This window comes from Nitrospirota bacterium (genome assembly GCA_023229435.1).
Lineage (GTDB): Bacteria > Nitrospirota > UBA9217 > UBA9217 > UBA9217 > JALNZF01.
Window position 1 is genome coordinate 1 of sequence record JALNZF010000006.1, and the last position, 17,666, is coordinate 17,666.

At 53.9% G+C, this 17,666-nt stretch carries 19 protein-coding genes and 1 pseudogene; 19 read left to right on the forward strand and 1 reads right to left on the reverse strand.

Annotated features, from left to right (window positions below; all coding sequences use genetic code 11):
- Positions 1-214 precede the first annotated feature (214 nt).
- The 6 genes from M0R70_06025 to M0R70_06050 all read left to right on the forward strand — a co-directional run bounded on the left by M0R70_06025 (position 215) and on the right by M0R70_06050 (position 5,838).
- Positions 215-613 carry a FixH family protein gene (locus tag M0R70_06025; protein MCK9418917.1) on the forward strand — a complete coding sequence of 133 codons (399 nt, stop codon included), beginning with the start codon at positions 215-217 and terminating at the stop codon, positions 611-613.
- Between the two features lie 68 nt (positions 614-681).
- Positions 682-1,788: an ATP-binding protein gene (locus M0R70_06030; GenBank protein MCK9418918.1), complete on the forward strand. Its 1,107-nt coding sequence runs from the start codon at positions 682-684 to the stop codon at positions 1,786-1,788.
- 280 nt (positions 1,789-2,068) lie between these two features.
- Positions 2,069-3,421 (forward strand): sigma-54 dependent transcriptional regulator, encoded by a 1,353-nt coding sequence (locus M0R70_06035; protein ID MCK9418919.1) that lies wholly within the window; start codon positions 2,069-2,071, stop codon positions 3,419-3,421.
- A 233-nt stretch (positions 3,422-3,654) separates the two neighbouring features.
- Positions 3,655-3,861, forward strand: coding sequence for a cation transporter (locus tag M0R70_06040; GenBank protein ID MCK9418920.1), 207 nt, complete (start codon positions 3,655-3,657; stop codon positions 3,859-3,861).
- Positions 3,862-4,005: 144 nt separating this feature from the next.
- Entirely contained in the window at positions 4,006-4,767 is a 762-nt protein-coding gene (locus M0R70_06045; GenBank protein ID MCK9418921.1) for a hypothetical protein, read from the forward strand.
- 39 nt (positions 4,768-4,806) lie between these two features.
- Positions 4,807-5,838 carry an FAD:protein FMN transferase gene (locus tag M0R70_06050; protein ID MCK9418922.1) on the forward strand — a complete coding sequence of 344 codons (1,032 nt, stop codon included), beginning with the start codon at positions 4,807-4,809 and terminating at the stop codon, positions 5,836-5,838.
- 47 nt (positions 5,839-5,885) lie between these two features.
- Here the strand turns inward: M0R70_06050 and M0R70_06055 are convergent, their stop codons facing one another.
- Entirely contained in the window at positions 5,886-6,095 is a 210-nt protein-coding gene (locus M0R70_06055; GenBank protein MCK9418923.1) for a hypothetical protein, read from the reverse strand.
- Between the two features lie 324 nt (positions 6,096-6,419).
- Between M0R70_06055 and M0R70_06060 the strand changes: the two genes are divergently transcribed.
- The 13 genes and pseudogenes from M0R70_06060 (at position 6,420) to arsB (ending at position 17,577) form a co-directional block, all read left to right on the forward strand.
- On the forward strand, positions 6,420-6,743 hold the full coding sequence (locus tag M0R70_06060) for a cytochrome c3 family protein (protein MCK9418924.1): 324 nt from the start codon (positions 6,420-6,422) through the stop codon (positions 6,741-6,743).
- A gap of 44 nt (positions 6,744-6,787) precedes the next feature.
- A complete protein-coding gene (locus tag M0R70_06065; protein MCK9418925.1) occupies positions 6,788-7,105 on the forward strand; it encodes a hypothetical protein in 318 nt (105 codons plus the stop codon).
- Entirely contained in the window at positions 7,106-7,936 is an 831-nt protein-coding gene (locus M0R70_06070; GenBank protein MCK9418926.1) for a 4Fe-4S dicluster domain-containing protein, read from the forward strand.
- Positions 7,937-7,948: 12 nt separating this feature from the next.
- The gene (locus M0R70_06075; protein ID MCK9418927.1) at positions 7,949-11,173 is read left to right on the forward strand and encodes a molybdopterin-dependent oxidoreductase; all 3,225 of its coding nucleotides are present in this window, start codon (positions 7,949-7,951) and stop codon (positions 11,171-11,173) included.
- Positions 11,174-11,249: 76 nt separating this feature from the next.
- Positions 11,250-11,882, forward strand: coding sequence for an FmdE family protein (locus M0R70_06080; protein MCK9418928.1), 633 nt, complete (start codon positions 11,250-11,252; stop codon positions 11,880-11,882).
- Positions 11,866-12,231 (forward strand): winged helix-turn-helix domain-containing protein, encoded by a 366-nt coding sequence (locus M0R70_06085; GenBank protein MCK9418929.1) that lies wholly within the window; start codon positions 11,866-11,868, stop codon positions 12,229-12,231. The genes M0R70_06080 and M0R70_06085 overlap by 17 nt, the downstream gene beginning before the upstream one ends.
- Positions 12,224-13,288: a molybdopterin-binding protein gene (locus M0R70_06090; protein MCK9418930.1), complete on the forward strand. Its 1,065-nt coding sequence runs from the start codon at positions 12,224-12,226 to the stop codon at positions 13,286-13,288. Before M0R70_06085 ends, M0R70_06090 begins: the two co-directional genes overlap by 8 nt.
- Positions 13,285-14,319, forward strand: coding sequence for a GTP 3',8-cyclase MoaA (gene moaA / locus M0R70_06095; GenBank protein MCK9418931.1), 1,035 nt, complete (start codon positions 13,285-13,287; stop codon positions 14,317-14,319). Before M0R70_06090 ends, moaA begins: the two co-directional genes overlap by 4 nt.
- A 101-nt stretch (positions 14,320-14,420) precedes the next feature.
- A complete protein-coding gene (locus M0R70_06100; GenBank protein MCK9418932.1) occupies positions 14,421-15,371 on the forward strand; it encodes a permease in 951 nt (316 codons plus the stop codon).
- A gap of 10 nt (positions 15,372-15,381) precedes the next feature.
- Positions 15,382-15,621 carry a thioredoxin family protein gene (locus M0R70_06105; protein ID MCK9418933.1) on the forward strand — a complete coding sequence of 80 codons (240 nt, stop codon included), beginning with the start codon at positions 15,382-15,384 and terminating at the stop codon, positions 15,619-15,621.
- A 67-nt stretch (positions 15,622-15,688) separates the two neighbouring features.
- A pseudogene (locus M0R70_06110) lies at positions 15,689-15,898 on the forward strand (metalloregulator ArsR/SmtB family transcription factor).
- 171 nt (positions 15,899-16,069) lie between these two features.
- Entirely contained in the window at positions 16,070-16,495 is a 426-nt protein-coding gene (locus M0R70_06115) for an arsenate reductase ArsC (protein ID MCK9418934.1), read from the forward strand.
- 2 nt (positions 16,496-16,497) lie between these two features.
- On the forward strand, positions 16,498-17,577 hold the full coding sequence (arsB, locus tag M0R70_06120) for an ACR3 family arsenite efflux transporter (protein MCK9418935.1): 1,080 nt from the start codon (positions 16,498-16,500) through the stop codon (positions 17,575-17,577).
- The last annotated feature ends 89 nt before the right edge of the window (positions 17,578-17,666 follow it).

The window sequence follows — 17,666 nt, forward strand, 5'->3', positions numbered from 1 at the left end:
ATCAATCGTCGCCGATAGGTCCCGTCTCTGGTTATGCCCTGGAGCAATAACTGATATCATCCCTTTTGTACGGAGGGGCGGGGAAACTGTTTTTTCCTTGACAACTGTCAACCATATCAGGGTCATGTGTCGTGCACAACAGCCGAGTCATTTCTTGACAAACAAGGGTTATTCAGTTAGATTAATTTATCGTATCACCGGGGAGGCAACTTACATGAAAAAAGCCGCCATAGCATTTTCGTTTGCCGTCCTTGTTTTAACGATGGTGTTCTCGTGTGCCAGGGGATATGAGTCTCAAAAGAGCGCCGGTGATCTGAAGGTCACTCTTTCCGTTGATCGGTATCCGCTCGTAAAAGGGGATAATTCCCTGGCCGTGAAGGTTTCTGATGTTGCGGGGAAAACAATAACGGATGCCACGGTGGGTGTGCGCTACTTCATGCCGCCCATGGCCGGCATGGCTCCCATGGAATATAGAACGCAGGCCGCTCAGAAGGGTGACGGTTTCTCGTTCTCGGCAAATATCCCCATGGAGGGCGGGTGGAAGGCCGAGGTGTCCGTGGCGCGCGGGGGCAAGCCGGTGGTAACGGCGACGTTCAATGTCGATGCAAGGTGATAGTAACAGGAGTCAGGAGTCAGGAGAACCTTCTCAATTAATGCAGAAAGCTGAATTTCATTTATGATATGATCCAATCACCACTCAGGCGCATCAAAGGTCTCAGGGCATATGTGCTCGGCGGATTGCTTGCCTTTATCACCCTCATTCACTACCTTGTGGGCGGCGCCCGGGCGGGCTTGCTGCACAGCCTTCTCGGCCATATGTATATCGTACCGATCATCCTTGGAGCCTATTGGTACGGCATGAAGGGCGGGGCAAGTGTTTCCCTCGCCTCGGCGGTCCTGTTCTCACCGCACCTGTTCCTGCACTGGCATGACCCCTTTCTCGATATCTACAACTATGTTGAGCTGTTCCTCTTTCTTTTGATCGGCGGCGTCACGGGCGTGTTGAGCCAGATGGAGCGAAACCAGCGCATGCGGTATGAAGGGTCTCTCCTGCGGCTGGATGAGTCCCACCGCAAGCTTCGGGAGCAGACGGACATCCTTTTCCAGACCGAGGAACAATTGAGGCGCGCCGACCGGTTGTCCGCTCTCGGCGAACTGTCCGCCGGGATGGCTCATGAAATCCGGAACCCGCTGGGCGCCATCAAGGGCGCGGTTGAGATCCTGAAGGACGATTACCGGCCGGAAGACGCGCGGTACGAGTTCATACAGATATTGCTGAAGGAAACAGACCGGTTGAACCTTATCGTGCAGGAGTTCCTCGGGTTCGCGCGGCCCAAGCAGCCCGATTTTCAGCAGGCTGATCTGAACGAGGCCATCGAGTCCGTGCTCACGCTCACGGCTCAGGAAGCGAAGAAGGCCGGTGTGAACGTTGAAAAATCGCTCGATCAAGCGATCGGAAAGCGCGGCCTCGACGTCAGCATGCTCCGGCAGGCGTTCCTGAACCTGGTCTTGAACGCGATCCAGTCCATGGAAGGCGGCGGTGTTCTGATTGTCGGGAGCAGGCTTCAGGGAGATGCGGTAGAGATAACGATCGCGGACACGGGGGCGGGGATCAGTGAAGAGAACAGGAAAAAGCTCTTCAGCCCCTTTTTTACGACCAAGAAGAACGGCACCGGCCTTGGCCTTGCGATCACCTACCGGATCATCGAGAACCACCGCGGGACGATCCACGTGGCGAGCGAACCGGGGAAGGGCACGACGTTCACGGTGAAAATACCGGTCGCTTAAAACTTTCCGCCACGAAGGCACGAAGACACGAAGAGAGAATTAGAAAAGCAATAATTCTCGTAACTACTCAGCACCTCTGAACCCAGAAGGGTGTTACAACAGATAAAAACCTTTTTATCCGCAGATTTCGCAGATGGACGCAGATTTTAAAAAAAATAAATAAGGTTCGATTTAATCTGTGAAATCTGCGTAATCTGCGGACAATATTTTGACCTGAGTAGTTACTAATTCTCAGCTATTCTTGGCGCCTTGGTGTCTTAGTGGCAAAGAGGTCTTGATTATGAAAAAATCATCAATCCTCCTTATAGACGATGACGACAGTCTGCGCAGGGTCATGGAGTTCAGCCTGACCGAGGCGGGTCACACGGTCCGGACCGCGGCAAGCGGCGAGGACGGGCTGCGGTTGTTCGAGAAAGAGACCTTCGATGCGGTGATCACCGACATCACCATGCCGGGGATGAGCGGAATGGAGGTTTTGGCGAAGGTCCGCCAGCGCGACGCCCACCTCCCCGTGATCGTCATCACGGCATACGGCACGATCGAGAGCGCTGTCGAGGCCATGAAGCAGGGCGCCTTCGATTACATTACCAAGCCGGTGAGCCGCGACGAACTCCGGCTTACGCTTCAGAAGGCCATCAGGATGCGGCGGCTCGAGAAGGAGAACGTGGAACTTCGGGCCGAGGTCACGGACCGGTATCGCTTCGAGAGCATCATCGGCAGCAGCGAGAAGATGAAGGATATCCTGGACCTTGCAGGGCGCGTGGCCGTGAGTGATGCGAACGTGCTGATCACGGGAGAGAGCGGCACGGGCAAGGAACTGCTGGCCAAAGGCGTGCATTTCAACAGCCGGCGGGCTGAGGGGCCCTTTGTTGCCGTGAACTGCGCGGCGATCCCCGAGGCCCTGATCGAGAGCGAGCTTTTCGGCCACGTAAAGGGATCATTCACCGGAGCAGTAAAGGACAAAGAAGGGAAATTCGAGCTCGCCGACGGAGGCACGTTGTTCCTCGATGAGATCGGCGATCTGCGCATCGATCTGCAGGCCAAGATCCTGCGGGCGCTGCAGGAGCGGGAGATCGACCGCGTAGGCGGCGGGAAGTCCGTCTCCGTGGATGTGCGCGTGATCGCGGCGACGAACAAGGACATCGAGCGGGCGGTGAAGGAGGGCGTCTTTCGAGAGGACCTGTACTATCGCTTGAACGTTATCACCCTCTTCATCCCGCCGCTGCGCGAGCGGAAGGAAGACATCCCCTTGCTGGCCAGCTATTTCCTGAAAAAGTTCAATAAGGATGCCGAAGTCCGCATTGATACCGGGGCGCTTGCGGTGCTCACGGCGTACGGCTGGCCCGGCAATGTGCGCGAGCTTCAGAACGTGATCGAACGGGCATCGGTGCTCAAGAGGGGAGCGTTCATAACGCGGGATGAGCTGCCGGAGAAACTGAAGAAGGAAAAACCGGGTGTGGAGGAAATTGTTCTCAATTTACCGGAAGGGGGCATATCGCTTGAGGACCTGGAAAAAAGCCTTATCATCAAAGCGCTTGATAAACACAAAGGGAATCAGACCCGTGCCGCTGAATATCTCAGGATCACCCGGCCGACGCTCATCTACCGGATGGAAAAATTCGGACTGAAATAAAAGATGATAAAATCGTATAACGTCTTGTCTCGCACGAAGCCACGAAGTCACAAAGAGAAAAAGCCCTTCGTTATGAATGGGATTTTCTGCGTGGTCTTTGCGTCTCCGGGTAAAAATTTATTTTACGACATCATCAAGAATGCCAGACGCGCAAAAATAACTTTTCCGGACCGCCGGATTCGTGTAGAATATCTTACGCACCAAGAGTAATTTTATTACCGAAGGAGGAACGCATGGCAATTTCAACACTCAAGATACAGGGCATGACCTGCAATCACTGCGTGATGCGGGTGGCAAAGGCGCTCAAGGCGCTTCCCGGAGTGCAGGACGCGCGGGTAGATCTGCAGAAAGGCGAGGCTGTGGTGACCTATGACGATGCCACGATCAAGCCGGAAAAGCTTTCCTTTGCCATAGTCGATGCCGGGTATAAGGTCGTTTAACGGACTGCGGGATACGCTTGTACTGTTTTCACGGGAGCCGGAACAGGAGTGGACGGCACTGAAGGAGTTAAACGAGGTCGGAAGCGCGGAAATTTTCTTTCCGCCTGGACGGGAATTTGAATCTTACGTTGACAGAGGCAATTGATGGACGAAAACACCCGATGGAAAATCATAATCGCAAAAAGGTTCAAACGGCAGCTTCCCCTGGATATTGAATACTGTTCACCGATTTCCATTCGAGCCATACTCCTCGATGTTCGCACACCCGCCCATATCCTTGACCGCATTGCCCAGGCGTATTGCGATGATCAGGAGGTGATGCACGATCTTGTCCTCTGCCCGAACCTTGACGAGACCACGCTCGCCTTCATTGCCCTGACCTCCTCGGATGAGATCAGAAGTTTCATTGCGGGCACCCGCGTCATGGAGGTGGTGTTCGGGGACGCCGCAACGGAAGAAAAGACGGAACCGGTAAAGGAAAAGAAAAAGCTGAATGTCATGCAGGTGATTCAGCGAATGAACATGTCGCAGAAGATAAAACTGGCCATGTCCGGCGCCAAGGAAGCGCGCGGTTTGCTGATCCGGGAGTCGAGCAAGATAATCGCGATGGGGGTGCTGTCAAATCCGAAACTCACCATCGGCGAGGTCGAGTTCTTTGCCAAGTCAACGAACCTGAGCGAGGATGTTATCCGCAAGATCGGGACCAACGCCGAATGGACGAGAAAACCTGCGGTTATCTCAGCTCTCGTGAACAACCCCAAGACCCCGGTCGGCATCTCGCTCGGGTTTATCCCGCGGATGTCGATGCGGGAACTCGGCATTCTCGAAATGAGCCGCAATATTCCCGAGGCGGTACGCTCCACGGCGAGGAACCTGATTGTCAAGAAAAAGCTGGGCAAGGCATAGCCAGTCACCATCACTCCCTTCGAAGAGCCGGAGTCCCTCATGTTTCACGATCCCTCGGTCAAGGAGAACGGAAATTATATGAAGCGTTCGATTTTTCTTGTGCTGTTGGCGGTTACGCTTTTCACCGGGTGTACCCGGGCCAGGACCCTCCAGAAGACCGAGACGATCATGGGCACGGACGTCACGATCACCGTCATAGCACGATCACGTGAAGAGGCCGAGGCCGCCATTGACGCGGGAATGGCGGAGCTGCGACGGCTTGATGCCATGATGTCGCTCTACAAGGACGCGAGCGAGATCACGAAGGTGAACCTTGCTGCCGGGAAGGGTCCCGTACACGTATCACCGGAGATGATCGAGGTCGTTGAACATGCAGCGGAGATATCAAAAATCTCAGACGGCGTATTTGATGTCACCATCGGCCCCCTGGTCGTCCTGTGGCAGATGCGGCTCAAGGAGGGCAAGATCCCTGCGGATGACGAGATCTCCAGGATCCGTCCCCTCGTGAACTACCGGAATATCGTCGTTGACAGAAAGGCTTCAACGATCTTTCTTAAAAAAACCGGCATGATCATGGACTTCGGGGGCATGAAGGGATATATGGCGGACCGGGTCGCTGATCTCTTCAGGGAACGGGGCATCGAGAACGCCGTTATTGCGGTGGCCGGCGATATCTGGGTATTGGGCCACCGGGAGGACGGTTCACCCTGGAGGATCGGCGTGCAGCATCCGCGGGAGCAAGACAAGACCCTGACCGTTCTGGAGCTCAGCGACAAATATGTTTCCACGTCCGGTGATTATGAACGGTTCGTCATCACAGAAAAAAAGCGCTATCATCATATCATCGACCCCCGGACCGGGAAGCCGTCAAGGGGCGTTATTTCCGTGACCCTTGTCGGGGATAAGGGGGCGTTCATCGACCCACTCACCAAGATCCCGTTCATTCTCGGCCCTGGGGAGGGCATGAAGATCGTGCGGAAGTTCGGGGCCGAGGCGATCATTGTGGACGAGCAGGGGAAGGTATTCATGACCGACGGGATCAACAACCTGATGGACCGGCCGAAGCGCTGAAAATCGGCTTGAAATTTTCTGTTCATACATGATCTGGCAATGAAGGATTATTCAGTGTTGGTTGCAAAAGGTAAAGCGATTTCTTTTTTTACCATAATAAACAGTTTCACCTGACAGGCACTCTCGCCTTGAGAATTATTCACCACGAAGCGTCCCGTACCATCAATCAGTATCGATATTATTGCAAGGCCCGCTTGAGTGCGCAAAGAAGCAAAGGTGTCCAAAGCAGGAATACTGATACCTTTGACCGAGAGCATAAAGGCGCAATAAGCATATTATGTATTGTAATAGTTAGAGATTGACTGAGTCGAATCTGTATACTAATATCTGCAAACTTGCATAAATAAAAATATCACAAAAAAACAATTATGATATACTTGACACTATCCTGATGCGGTCCAGATGAATTTTTGTTTGCCATGTTGTGCCTTTGCCGATATTGAGCAAGCATGGAAGCAAGGGCATCGGCGAGGCAATCGGGGAATTCAAGAAGGTGATCACGGGATGGAAAGAGAATTTGCAGGCATGATTCTCATTGCGACATTAATATGGGTAAATTTGCTCATTCAGGAGGTGAAAGAATGAAAAGGATCGTTGGGTTTGGTTTGATCGTGGTGCTGGTTGCCGCATCAGCTGGCTGGGCGGCGGTAGCGGTCGGCGGAGGCAGTATCGTGTACAAGGTGAAACATGTTGGTGACGTGACGTTCAGCCACGACAGTCACGTGACCGACTTTGGGCTCAAATGCGAGGATTGCCATCCGGCGGTTTTCCCGATGGAAAAACAGAAAGAAGGCAAAAGGCGCTCGATGGTGGAGATGAGGGCAAAAAAGGCCTGCGGGGTCTGCCACAATGGCAAGAACGCGTTCGATGTGGGCGGCAACTGCTATATTTGTCATAAGAAATAATTCGGCGAATACGCGATTCAAAACGCATAGAAGGGGGAATTCATATGAAAATGACCATCCTGCTGCTTCTCCTGCTCCTGATCACCGTTCCCGTGGCCTCTGCGCGGATCGGCGGTGGCGATATTACGTATGAGGTCAAGCACATTGGCAAGGTAACATTCCACCACGACACCCATGTTGAAACGATGGGATTCAACTGCACAGAATGCCATCCATCCATTTTTGAGTCCAAGGAAAAGCACAAGAGCCTGCAAATGTCGCACAAGCGACAGGCCCAGTCCTGTGGAACCTGCCACAACGGCAAGCAGGCCTTTGATCTGAAGTCGAACTGCTATGTATGCCACATCAAGGAGGTAAAATAAATGTTCGAAGGCAGAGATGAAATAACCGTCATTCAGGATGATATCAGACGGGCAATGGCGAACCCCAATGCGAAGTGGGCCATGCTGATCGACCTTCGGCGCTGTACTTCCTGCAAGGCATGCACCGCGGGTTGCGTGGCCGAGCAGAAGAGCCCACCGGGAGTTATGTACCGGCCTGTGTACGAGGAGGAAACCGGTAAATTCCCGAACGTAAAGCGCAGGTTTACGCCACGGCCGTGCCTCCAGTGCGATGAGCCTCCCTGCGTCGAGGCCTGCCCAAACAAGGGTGAGAACAAAGCCACCTGGAAGGGGAAGAACGGCATCGTGATGATCAACTACGAGAAGTGCATCGGCTGCGGCCGGTGCGTTATTGCCTGCCCCTACAAATCGCGGACACTTGACGAGGGATATTTTTATACGGAAGGAACCCCGGTTGTTCAGGAATATGAAAAAGCCCCCACCTGGGAGTACGGCAGAAAATGGCCGCGCCAGAAGCTCCATATCCCCATCAGGACTGTCCGGAAGTGCCATTTTTGCTACCACCGCTTGAAGAACGGAATGGTGCCCATGTGCGTCAGCACGTGTATTTGCCGGGCCAACTTCTTTGGCGATGCCACGGACAAGGACAGCCTGATTTACAAGATGATCAAGAGCAACAAGGTCAGCGTACTGACTGCGGTGAAAACTCCCGGTGAAGTGAAGCTGACCAATGCGGCTCTCAAGAGCAAGAGCCCCGGCTCGATCGCCGACGCGATCGGCTATCCGGGCAGCATTCCCGTGTTCGCCGATTCATCCAAGACCAAGCCGAGAGTCTATTACATACTGCCATAGGGGGTGAGGAGAATGAAAGTTGAAGAAAAGGAAATGAAAAAAGGAATTACGCGGCGGGATTTCGTGAAGTGTTCGGCGGTGCTCGGCGGCGCGCTCCTCCTCTCACAGATGGAGTGGGCCTCGGACCTCATGCGCAGGGCCGAGGCGGGAACGCTTACGCCGGAAGAAGAGTACGAGCTGGCCAAGGCGGAGAACATCCTGTATACGGTCTGCCTGCAGTGCAACACAGGCTGCGGCATCAAAGTAAAACTCTTCCGGAAGAACGGAACAGCTGTTGCGCTCAAGATCGACGGCAGCCCTTATAATCCTTTCACGTCGGTCCCCCACCTGCCCTACGCCACGGAGCCGGCGACCGCCCAGTTCATCGATATGGCCATCTGTCCCAAGGGGCAGTCGGGGATCCAGACGATGTATGATCCCTACCGCATCACGAAAGTGCTGAAGCGGGCGGGCAAGCGAGGGGCAGGCAAGTGGACGAGCGTTCCCTTTGACCAGGCTGTGGATGAGATCGTGAACGGGGGAAAACTTTTTGCGAACATACCTGGTGAGGAAGCGCGAGTGGTGACCGGTCTCAAGGATATTTACGTTCTGAAAGATCCCGCGATAGCGATGGCTTTGGGCGACGATGTGAAGGCCCTGCAGAAGGCCAAGGACAAGAAGAAGGCGGTGGAGGAGTTCAAGGTAAAGCACGCGGCGAACCTCCAGTACCTCATTGATCCCGAGCACCCGGACTTCGGGCCAAAGAACAATCAGATGGTGTATATGTGGGGCCGCAAGAAAGGCGGCAGGAGCGACTTTTCGGGCAGGTTTTTCGGCGACTACTTCGGCACGGTGAACACCCACGGCCATACCACCGTGTGCCAGGGCTCGCTCTACTTCACCTGCAAGGCCATGAGCGAACAGTACGAGTACAATAAATTTGCGGGAGGTCAGAAATTCTACTGGCAGGGAGATTTCGAGAACACCGAGTATATCCTGTGTGTAGGGTCCAACCTCTTTGACGCGAACTATGGACCATCGAACCGGAACGCGCGGCTGATCCCGCGTCTCGTCGAAGGCAAGACGCGGATGACCGTGGTTGATCCCAGGTTTAACAAGGCCGCCTCCAAGGCCAACAAGTACCTCCCGATCAAGCCGGGCACTGATGCGGCGTTCTTTGCCGGGCTTATCCAGTGGATCATCAAGAACAGAAAATTCGACCCAAAATATCTTGCCTCTGCGAACAAGGCTGCGGCAAAAGAAGCAAAAGAACCGACCTGGACGAACGCGGCGCTTTTGGTAAAACTCGACAAGGACGGCAAGCCGGGCAAGTTCCTGAGGGCCCATGAGATCAATCTCGGCCAGCCCGAGAAACGGACCGACAAGGACGGCAAGGAGCATGACTTCGAGTACCTCGTGGTCATGAAGGACGGCAAGCCTGTGGCAGTGGACCCAAACGATGAGAAGACCGCGGTGACCGGCGATCTTCTGGTGGATACCATGGTAAGCGGCATTAAAGTGAAAAGCGGGCTCCAGGTGATTGCCGATGCTGCGAATTCGAAATCCATGGACGAGTGGTCAAAGATCTGCGGCATCAGTGTCAAGGACATCGAGGACACGGCAAAGGAGCTCACGAGCCATGGCAAGAAGTCCGTGGTTGATGTGCACCGTGGCATAGCCCAGCATACGAACGGGTTCTACAACGTGACCTCGGCCATGACGCTCAATCTGCTGCTCGGCAACTTTGACTGGAAGGGCGGCATGATCGTGGCCTCGACCTATAATACAACGGGGACCAAGGACGGTCAGCCGTTTAACCTGGACAAAGCCAAACCGGGCAAAAACGGGAAGTTCGGCATCAGCATCATTCGGCACGACATCAAGTACGAGGACAGCACGGTTTTCGCCGGGTATCCGGCCAAGCGAAATTGGTGGCCCCTCTCGAGCGACATTTACGAAGAGATCGTGCCATCCATGGGAGATGCGTATCCTTATCCCATCAAGGCGGTTTTCAGTTACATGGGCGCTCCGACCTACTCGCTTCCCGCCGGTCATACGAATATCGAGATACTCGCCGATGTGAATAAGATTCCGCTCTATTTCGCGTCGGACATCCTGATCGGTTCGACATCCATGTACGCGGACTACATCTTCCCGGACCTGTCCTATCTTGAACGCTGGGAGATGCAAGGCTCGCACCCGAACATGCCGGCAAAGGTCCAGCCGGTCCGGCAGCCGGTAATAGCGCCCATACCGGAAACCGTCAAGGTATTTGGGGAGGAGATGCCCTGTTCGTATGAAGCGGTCCAGCTCGCCCTGGCTGAAAAGCTCGGGATGCCGGGATATGGCAAGGACGGTTTCGGACCGGGACAGGATTTCATGAGGCCGGACGACTACTACATCCGCATGGTGGCGAATGTGGCAACCGACGGCAGCCCGGTCCTGGATGCCGATGACGCTGAGGCGAAACTGTTCCTTGAATCGCGAAAACACCTGCCGAGGACGGTCTTTGATCCGGAGCGGTGGGAAAAGATCGCCGGTGTAAACTGGCGCAAGGTCATATATGTTCTGAACCGCGGCGGCAGGTTCCAGGAGTACAAGGACATGTACAAGGGCGACCATGTCGCCAATCAGTACAAGAAGGCCATCAACTTGTATCAGGAGAAGACCGCGGGCACGAAGAACGCTTTTACCGGAAAATCCAACCCAGGCTATGCCGGCTATGTGCCGGTCTCCACAACCACCGGGGTCTCGCCGAAAGAAGCCGGGCTGGAGGAAGGGTATCCGCTCCACCTGATCACGCAACGGGACATCCTCCATACGAAATCGCGCACGGTGGTTGATTACTGGCTGCTTGCGATCAAGCCGGAGAACGAGATCATCATCAACTCGATCGATGCCAAAAAACTTCTGCTGAAAGACGGTGACCGGGTGAAGGTCGTATCCGCAACCAACAAAGAAGGCGTGTACGATCTCAAGAACGGGACAAAGAAACCCATGGTCGGCAAGGTAAAAGTGACCGAGACGATCATGCCCGGCGTTATCACGTTCACGCTCGGGCACGGCCATTGGGCCACAGGCGCGTCAGATGTGACGATAGACGGGAGCGTCGTTAAGGGAGACCCGAGGAGGGCTACGGGTGTCCACGCGAATGCGGCCATGTGGATCGATCCTCACCTCAAGAATACCTGTATGCTCGATCCCGTGGGCGGCAGCGTGTCATTCTATGATACGAAGGTGAAACTCCTGAAAGTGTAAGGTTTTGCAACTTCCCCTCAACTTCCGCCCTTGCAAAGGGGGGAGCAGGGGAAGTTTTTTATTGACTGGATATGCGATGATGACATACGGGCAATTTGATTTTAATGCTCTCCTCGACGAATCGGCTAAAATTCACGGTCATCTTTGCGCTGGTCAGGTGCTCGGTGTACGCATGTCGATGCTCGGGCTGCGGGAGATCGGCATTCAGGACCCGAAGGAAAAGGACCGGAAGAGCATCATAGTTTACGTTGAGATGGACCGGTGTGCAACGGACGCAGTCCAATCCGTGACAGGCTGCAGTCTCGGTAAGCGTTCCATGAAGTTCATGGATTACGGCAAGATGGCGGCGACGTTCCTGAACCTGAAAACGGGCAGGGCGATGCGGATTATTGCCCGCGAGGACTCGCGGGAGAAGGCAAAGGAGCGGTTCCCGGAGATTGAGAATAAATATGCCGGACAACTTGAGGCGTACAAGATCATGTCCGATGAAGAGCTTTTCGACGTGAGGGAAGTTGCCGTGAAACTGCGGCAAGAGGATATGCCGGGAAGGCCGATGCGCAGAGTGCAGTGCGAATCCTGTGGTGAGCATGTTCAGGATATGCGAGAGGTCTATCAGGACGACAAGGTTCTGTGTGTTGCCTGCGCCAGGGGCGGCTACTATGAAGAAATAAAATCTTTGTTGGCGGTGCGTTATGCAAAAAAGCCATAACGGTCTGGATATCAGGTCAAAAATATGGATCGAGGTCGGGGGTGAACCAGTCTTCGGCCGGGGCAGGCGTTTTCTCCTTGAAGCCATAGACTCTCACGGCTCGATCAACCGGGCGGCGCGGGAAGTTGACATCTCCTTTCGCAAGGCGTGGGGCCATATCAAGGCCATGGAAGAACGGCTCGGCGTGAGGCTTGTCGACCGGCAAACCGGCGGAAAGAACGGTGGAGGTGCTACGTTAACGGCTGATGCTCGAAAGTTTCTGAAAAAATATGAAGCCCTGGAAAAAGGCATACAAGAGCTCGTCGATAAACGGTTCAGGAAAATATTTAAGGGAGGCGCCCATGTGTGACACCCTTCATGATCAGCAAGGACCAGGAACAAAATCGATACCCGTTCAGCAGTCCATAGGCACGGTCCTTGCCCATGATGTTACGGAGATACGTCCCGGTGAATTTAAAGGATGTGCATTCAAAAAGGGGCACATCATCAGGGCCGAAGACGTCTGTCATCTTCAGCGGCTCGGCAAAGAGCATCTCTTCGTGCTACAGGTCGGTGAAGACGAGATGCATGAGGACGACGCGGCATACGCAATCGCGAACGCGCTTATAGGCCAGGGGGTCGCGATAAAGGGTGAGCCGCGTGAGGGGAAGATCAACATTATCGCGCGCAGGGATGGACTGCTGAAAATCGACCGCGACGCACTTCTGGAATTCAACCTGCTCGGCGAAGTCATGTGCGCAACGCTTCACGACAATACCGTAGTTAAAAAAGGACAGACAGTCGCGGGGACGAGGGCGATTCCGTTGCTCGTCAAGAAAAATATTGTTCAGGCAGCGGTCGCTATCGGTGAAAGCGCCGGAAAGATCATCCAGGTAAGGGAAATCAGAAAGCCGAAGGTCGGCGTCGTGATCACCGGGAACGAAGTGTACCATGGCAGAATTAAAGACGCCTTTGCGCCGGTTATTACGAAAAAGATCGAGGAAATCGGCGGGGAGCTTGTCGGCGTCTACTATGCTCCGGACGATAAAGAGTTTATCGTGGACAGGCTCCGGGAGTTGATGAATGCGGGAGCCGATCTCCTGATCACCACGGGCGGCATGTCCGTGGATCCCGATGACGTAACACGGTTCGCGATCCGGGAGCTGGGCGCAGGCGACATCACTTATGGTTCAGCCGTTTTGCCGGGTGCAATGTTCCTTGTCGCCTATCTCGGCGAGATTCCGATTCTCGGGATCCCCGCCTGTGGCATGTATGCAAAGACCACGATCTTCGATATGGTCCTTCCCCGAGTGCTTGCGGGTGAACGCGTTGGACGAAAAGAGGTTGCGGCTCTGGGCCATGGCGGATTGTGCATGAAGTGCGACGTATGCAGGTATCCGGTCTGTCCTTTTGGTAAGCTGGGATGACTTCACTGGATTCAAAACAAAAGGATATGCCGTTCGCGGAGCGGGCTGCCGTGCTCACTGATTCGTTCAACCGTCAGATCGACTATCTCAGAATATCCATAACCGACCGGTGCAACCTGAAATGCATTTATTGCATGCCGGTAGAGGGACTCAAACACTTCGACCAGTCCGAAATTCTCACCAGCGATGAGATCATCAGGATCGTGCGCATCGCATGCAAATACGGCGTCAGAAAGGTCCGCCTCACTGGCGGGGAACCTCTTCTGCGTAATGATATCATACAGCTCATCTCGGGGATCAAGAACACCGGCATTCAGGACATCAGTATGACCACAAACGGACAACGCCTGGCAGGCATGGCGCAAAAGCTTAAAAAGGCTGGTCTCGATCGGGTGAATATCAGCCTCGACACCCTTATCGCGGAGCGATACCATGAGATAACGAGGGGAGGCGAGATTGATCGCGTATGGGAAGCAATAGCGGAAGCGGAACGGGCCGGGCTCTCGCCGGTGAAGATCAATATGGTCCCGGTCCGGGGTGTCAATGACGATGAAGTGGCCAGGTTTGCCGCTCTTACCTTGTATAAGGACGTACACATCCGCTTTATCGAGTTTATGCCCATTGGAAAAAACGGAGCATGGAAACCTGATGCGTATCTGAGCAAAAACGAGATCATGGCGTGTGTGGCTGCCATAGGCAAGCTCGTCAAGCTTCCGTTCAAGGGGGGAGGTCCGTCACGTAATTACCGTATAGAGGGCGCACAGGGCATGATCGGTTTCATCAGCCCCATTAGCGACTGTTTCTGCAGTTCCTGCAACAGGTTGCGGCTCACCGCAATCGGCAAGTTAAGACCGTGCCTTTTCTCAGAAATGTCAGTGGACATTAAAACTCCGCTCAGAAGCGGCGCATCCGATGATGAGCTGGAAAGCTTCTATCGCCGCGCCATCTTGTCCAAACCCGCGCGTCACGCTTTGCACGAAGGGGCCTTATTCCATCCTGCAATGTCTCCCATGTCTCAGATCGGCGGATAAACCACGATCAATCCTTTTATTAAACAAACAAAGAATAGCCTTGACAATATCGGCCATCCCTGTTAAATATATAAAAAGTTATTTATATGTTGGAGGCTGGGATGCTCAAGGAATTCGCACACTACGTCGTCTATTCTCTCTTTGGCATGGAACCGGGCCGGCTTTCAGGCGCCCTGGAATTCTTTATCTACGACACGATCAAGATATTCCTGCTGCTCTCTGTCATTATCTTCGTGGTATCCGTCATCCAGTCCTACTTCCCTCCTGAACGGACCAAGCGCATCCTGTCCCATAAACGGGAGTTTATCGGTAATATCCTCGCCGCGCTCCTGGGCATTGTTACGCCGTTCTGCTCATGCTCCGCGGTCCCGCTCTTTATCGGGTTCATCGAAGCAGGTGTACCTCTCGGGGTAACGTTCTCGTTCCTCATTTCATCGCCGATGGTGAACGAAGTTGCGGTCGTGCTTCTCTGGGGGCTTTTCGGCTGGAAAATCGCACTGATCTACCTGGGGACCGGTCTTTTTGTCGCGATCGTTGCGGGCATGATCATCGGCAAACTGAACCTTGAAAAATGGGTCGAGGAGTATGTGTATAAGATCCATGCACTCGGCATTTCCCAGGAGATCGCGAAACCGAAGTTCAAGGAGCGGCTTGTTTCCGCCCGCTGGAGTACGGTGGACATTCTCAAGCGGGTATGGTTGTACGTGGTCATTGCCATCGGGATCGGCGGATTCATCCACGGTTATGTGCCTGAGAATTTCCTGGTCCGGTATGCCGGTCCGCAAAATCCTTTTGGTGTTCCCCTGGCGGTAGCCCTTGGCGTACCCCTCTATTCCAACGCAGCCGGGGTGATCCCGATCGTCCATGCCTTGATGGAAAAAGGCATGAGCATGGGAACCGTGCTCGCCTTTATGATGGCGGTCACGGCCCTTTCACTGCCTGAAATGATCATTCTTCGGAAGGTGCTGAAAATCAAACTTCTTGCCGTGTTCGTCTCGATCATGACCGTCACGATCATCGGCGTGGGGTATCTGTTCAACGCGATTCTTTAGGAGGAGAAAAATGGAAATCAAGGTTCTTGGTCCTGGATGCGCTAATTGCTTTAAAATGGAGGAACTGGCCAAAACAGCGGTGACGGAACTAGGGCTTGACGCTACGGTCACGAAGATCACCGACATCGGTCAGATCGCGATGCACGGCATTTTGTCCACTCCGGGCCTCATCGTGAACGGAAAGATCAAGCATTCGGGCAAGCCGCTGCCCACGCTCGAGAAGGTGAAGGAATTGATCAGGAAAGAATAGGTGAATCGGCGAAAAATGTCCGTAACAACGCACCGATCAACCGGTTCACCAAGTTGCCGAAAATAACATGCATGAACTGTCAACCATATTTAAAGCGCTTTCCGATGAGACCCGGCTCAGAATAATCAAACTTCTCGAGCAGGGCGAACTTTGCGTTTGCGACATTGTTGCCGCACTGGACATGGTCCAACCGAAGGTGTCTTTTCATCTGAACGCGTTAAAAGAAGCGGGGCTCATCATAGACCGGAAACAGGGCAGATGGATCCATTATCGTCTTGATACGTCGGACCTGTTCAAACGTTTTTTGGTCCTTGCCGTGATCGAGAAGGCGCCCTTGGACGCTGTTCAAAAAGACAGGAAACGGCTTGGCGTGTTTCTGAAGATCAAGGACACAAAGGCAAAGGTCGTCAGTTTGCGCGACAAGCGCAACTGTTGCGGGAGATAAACGATGATGAAAGTAATGTTCCTTTGCACCGGCAATGCATGCCGGAGCCAGATGGCCGAAGGATTAGCGCGGGAGTTCGGGAAGGGCATCATTGAACCGTTCAGCGCGGGGCTCATTGCCGCGGGCGTGCATCCCCGCGCGGTCGCCGTGATGAACGAGATCGGGATAGACATATCAGGCCAGAAATCCAAGACGATCGATGAGAAGCTCCTGAAGACCATGGATGCGGTCATCACGCTCTGCGGAAACGCGGAAGAAGCCTGTCCCGTGACGCCCCCGGGGATCAAGCGGCTCCACTGGCCGATCAATGATCCGGTCGGGACCATGGGCAGGGAGGAGAAGATCATGAAGGAGTTTCGGCGGGCGAGGGATGAGATCTGGGTGAAAACAGAACAATTCGTCTCCGGGATCAAGACAAAGGGGAACTGATCATGGCGGAATCGGCCGGCAAAAGACTTTCATTTATCGATCGGTTTCTGACACTCTGGATTTTTGCGGGCATGGCATTCGGCGTGGGATTGGGATATCTTATTCCCGGTGTTGAGACATTCATCAACACGTTCCAGGTCGGCACGACCAATATCCCCATCGCCATCGGCCTCATCCTGATGATGTTCCCGCCGCTCGCCAAGGTACGCTATGAGGAACTTCCGAAGGTCTTCAGGAACTGGCGCATTCTTGCCGTCAGCCTGGTGCAGAACTGGATCGTCGGTCCTATCGTCATGTTCCTGCTGGCGATCGTCTTTCTTCACGGGTATCCCGAATACATGGTCGGCGTGATCCTCGTGGGCCTTGCGCGCTGCATCGCCATGGTGCTCGTCTGGAATGATCTGGCTTGCGGGGACACGGAATACGTTGCGGGGCTGGTTGCATTCAACGCGCTCTTTCAGGTCTTGACGTATTCGATCTACGCCTGGTTCTTTGTCACCATTCTTCCTCCGTACTTCGGACTCTCCGGTGTCGCGGTGAACGTTTCGATCGTCGAGATCGCCAAGAGCGTGTTCATTTACCTCGGGATCCCTTTCCTCGCGGGCATCATCACCCGGTTCACGCTCATCAGGATCAAGGACAAGACGTGGTACCATGAGACGTTCATCCCGATGATCAGTCCCATAACGCTGATCTCGCTGCTGTTCACCATCGTCGTGATGTTCTCGCTCAAGGGCGAGTACATCATCAAACTGCCCTTTGATGTGCTTCGCATTGCTGTTCCGCTCTTTATCTATTTTGTTTTCATGTTTTTAATGACGTTTTTTATTGCCAAAAAGATCGGCGCCGATTATCCGAAATCCGCGACACTAAGCTTCACGGCGGCATCGAATGATTTTGAGCTGGCCATTGCCGTGGCGGTCGCGGTCTTCGGCATCAACTCCAGCGTGGCATTTGCAACCGTCATCGGCCCCCTCGTCGAGGTGCCGGTGTTGATCGGGCTGGTAAACGTTTCACGGTATTTTCAGAGAAAATATTATCAAAATGGATCTTGCGACATTAAAGCAACGGAAACGCTGTAATGTTGACGATGGTCGTTCGCTGATGGCAACGGGGACCGTCGTTGGTTGGAAATGCGGACCATTATAAGGTCCAGGTGATTATCAAGGAT

Bases quoted from the DNA above. Each gene is read 5' to 3' on its own strand.
- M0R70_06040 (MCK9418920.1), top strand. From the start codon at position 3,655: ATGGCAATTTCAACACTCAAGATACAGGGCATGACCTGCAATCACTGC.
- arsB (MCK9418935.1), top strand. From the start codon at position 16,498: ATGGCGGAATCGGCCGGCAAAAGACTTTCATTTATCGATCGGTTTCTG.
- M0R70_06105 (MCK9418933.1), top strand. From the start codon at position 15,382: ATGGAAATCAAGGTTCTTGGTCCTGGATGCGCTAATTGCTTTAAAATG.
- M0R70_06075 (MCK9418927.1), top strand. From the start codon at position 7,949: ATGAAAGTTGAAGAAAAGGAAATGAAAAAAGGAATTACGCGGCGGGAT.
- M0R70_06085 (MCK9418929.1), top strand. From the start codon at position 11,866: ATGCAAAAAAGCCATAACGGTCTGGATATCAGGTCAAAAATATGGATC.
- M0R70_06080 (MCK9418928.1), top strand. From the start codon at position 11,250: ATGATGACATACGGGCAATTTGATTTTAATGCTCTCCTCGACGAATCG.
- M0R70_06070 (MCK9418926.1), top strand. From the start codon at position 7,106: ATGTTCGAAGGCAGAGATGAAATAACCGTCATTCAGGATGATATCAGA.
- M0R70_06090 (MCK9418930.1), top strand. From the start codon at position 12,224: ATGTGTGACACCCTTCATGATCAGCAAGGACCAGGAACAAAATCGATA.
- M0R70_06115 (MCK9418934.1), top strand. From the start codon at position 16,070: ATGATGAAAGTAATGTTCCTTTGCACCGGCAATGCATGCCGGAGCCAG.
- M0R70_06035 (MCK9418919.1), top strand. From the start codon at position 2,069: ATGAAAAAATCATCAATCCTCCTTATAGACGATGACGACAGTCTGCGC.
- moaA (MCK9418931.1), top strand. From the start codon at position 13,285: ATGACTTCACTGGATTCAAAACAAAAGGATATGCCGTTCGCGGAGCGG.
- M0R70_06030 (MCK9418918.1), top strand. From the start codon at position 682: ATGATCCAATCACCACTCAGGCGCATCAAAGGTCTCAGGGCATATGTG.
- M0R70_06050 (MCK9418922.1), top strand. From the start codon at position 4,807: ATGTTTCACGATCCCTCGGTCAAGGAGAACGGAAATTATATGAAGCGT.
- M0R70_06055 (MCK9418923.1), bottom strand. From the start codon at position 6,095: ATGCTCTCGGTCAAAGGTATCAGTATTCCTGCTTTGGACACCTTTGCT.
- M0R70_06065 (MCK9418925.1), top strand. From the start codon at position 6,788: ATGAAAATGACCATCCTGCTGCTTCTCCTGCTCCTGATCACCGTTCCC.
- M0R70_06100 (MCK9418932.1), top strand. From the start codon at position 14,421: ATGCTCAAGGAATTCGCACACTACGTCGTCTATTCTCTCTTTGGCATG.
- M0R70_06045 (MCK9418921.1), top strand. From the start codon at position 4,006: ATGGACGAAAACACCCGATGGAAAATCATAATCGCAAAAAGGTTCAAA.
- M0R70_06060 (MCK9418924.1), top strand. From the start codon at position 6,420: ATGAAAAGGATCGTTGGGTTTGGTTTGATCGTGGTGCTGGTTGCCGCA.
- M0R70_06025 (MCK9418917.1), top strand. From the start codon at position 215: ATGAAAAAAGCCGCCATAGCATTTTCGTTTGCCGTCCTTGTTTTAACG.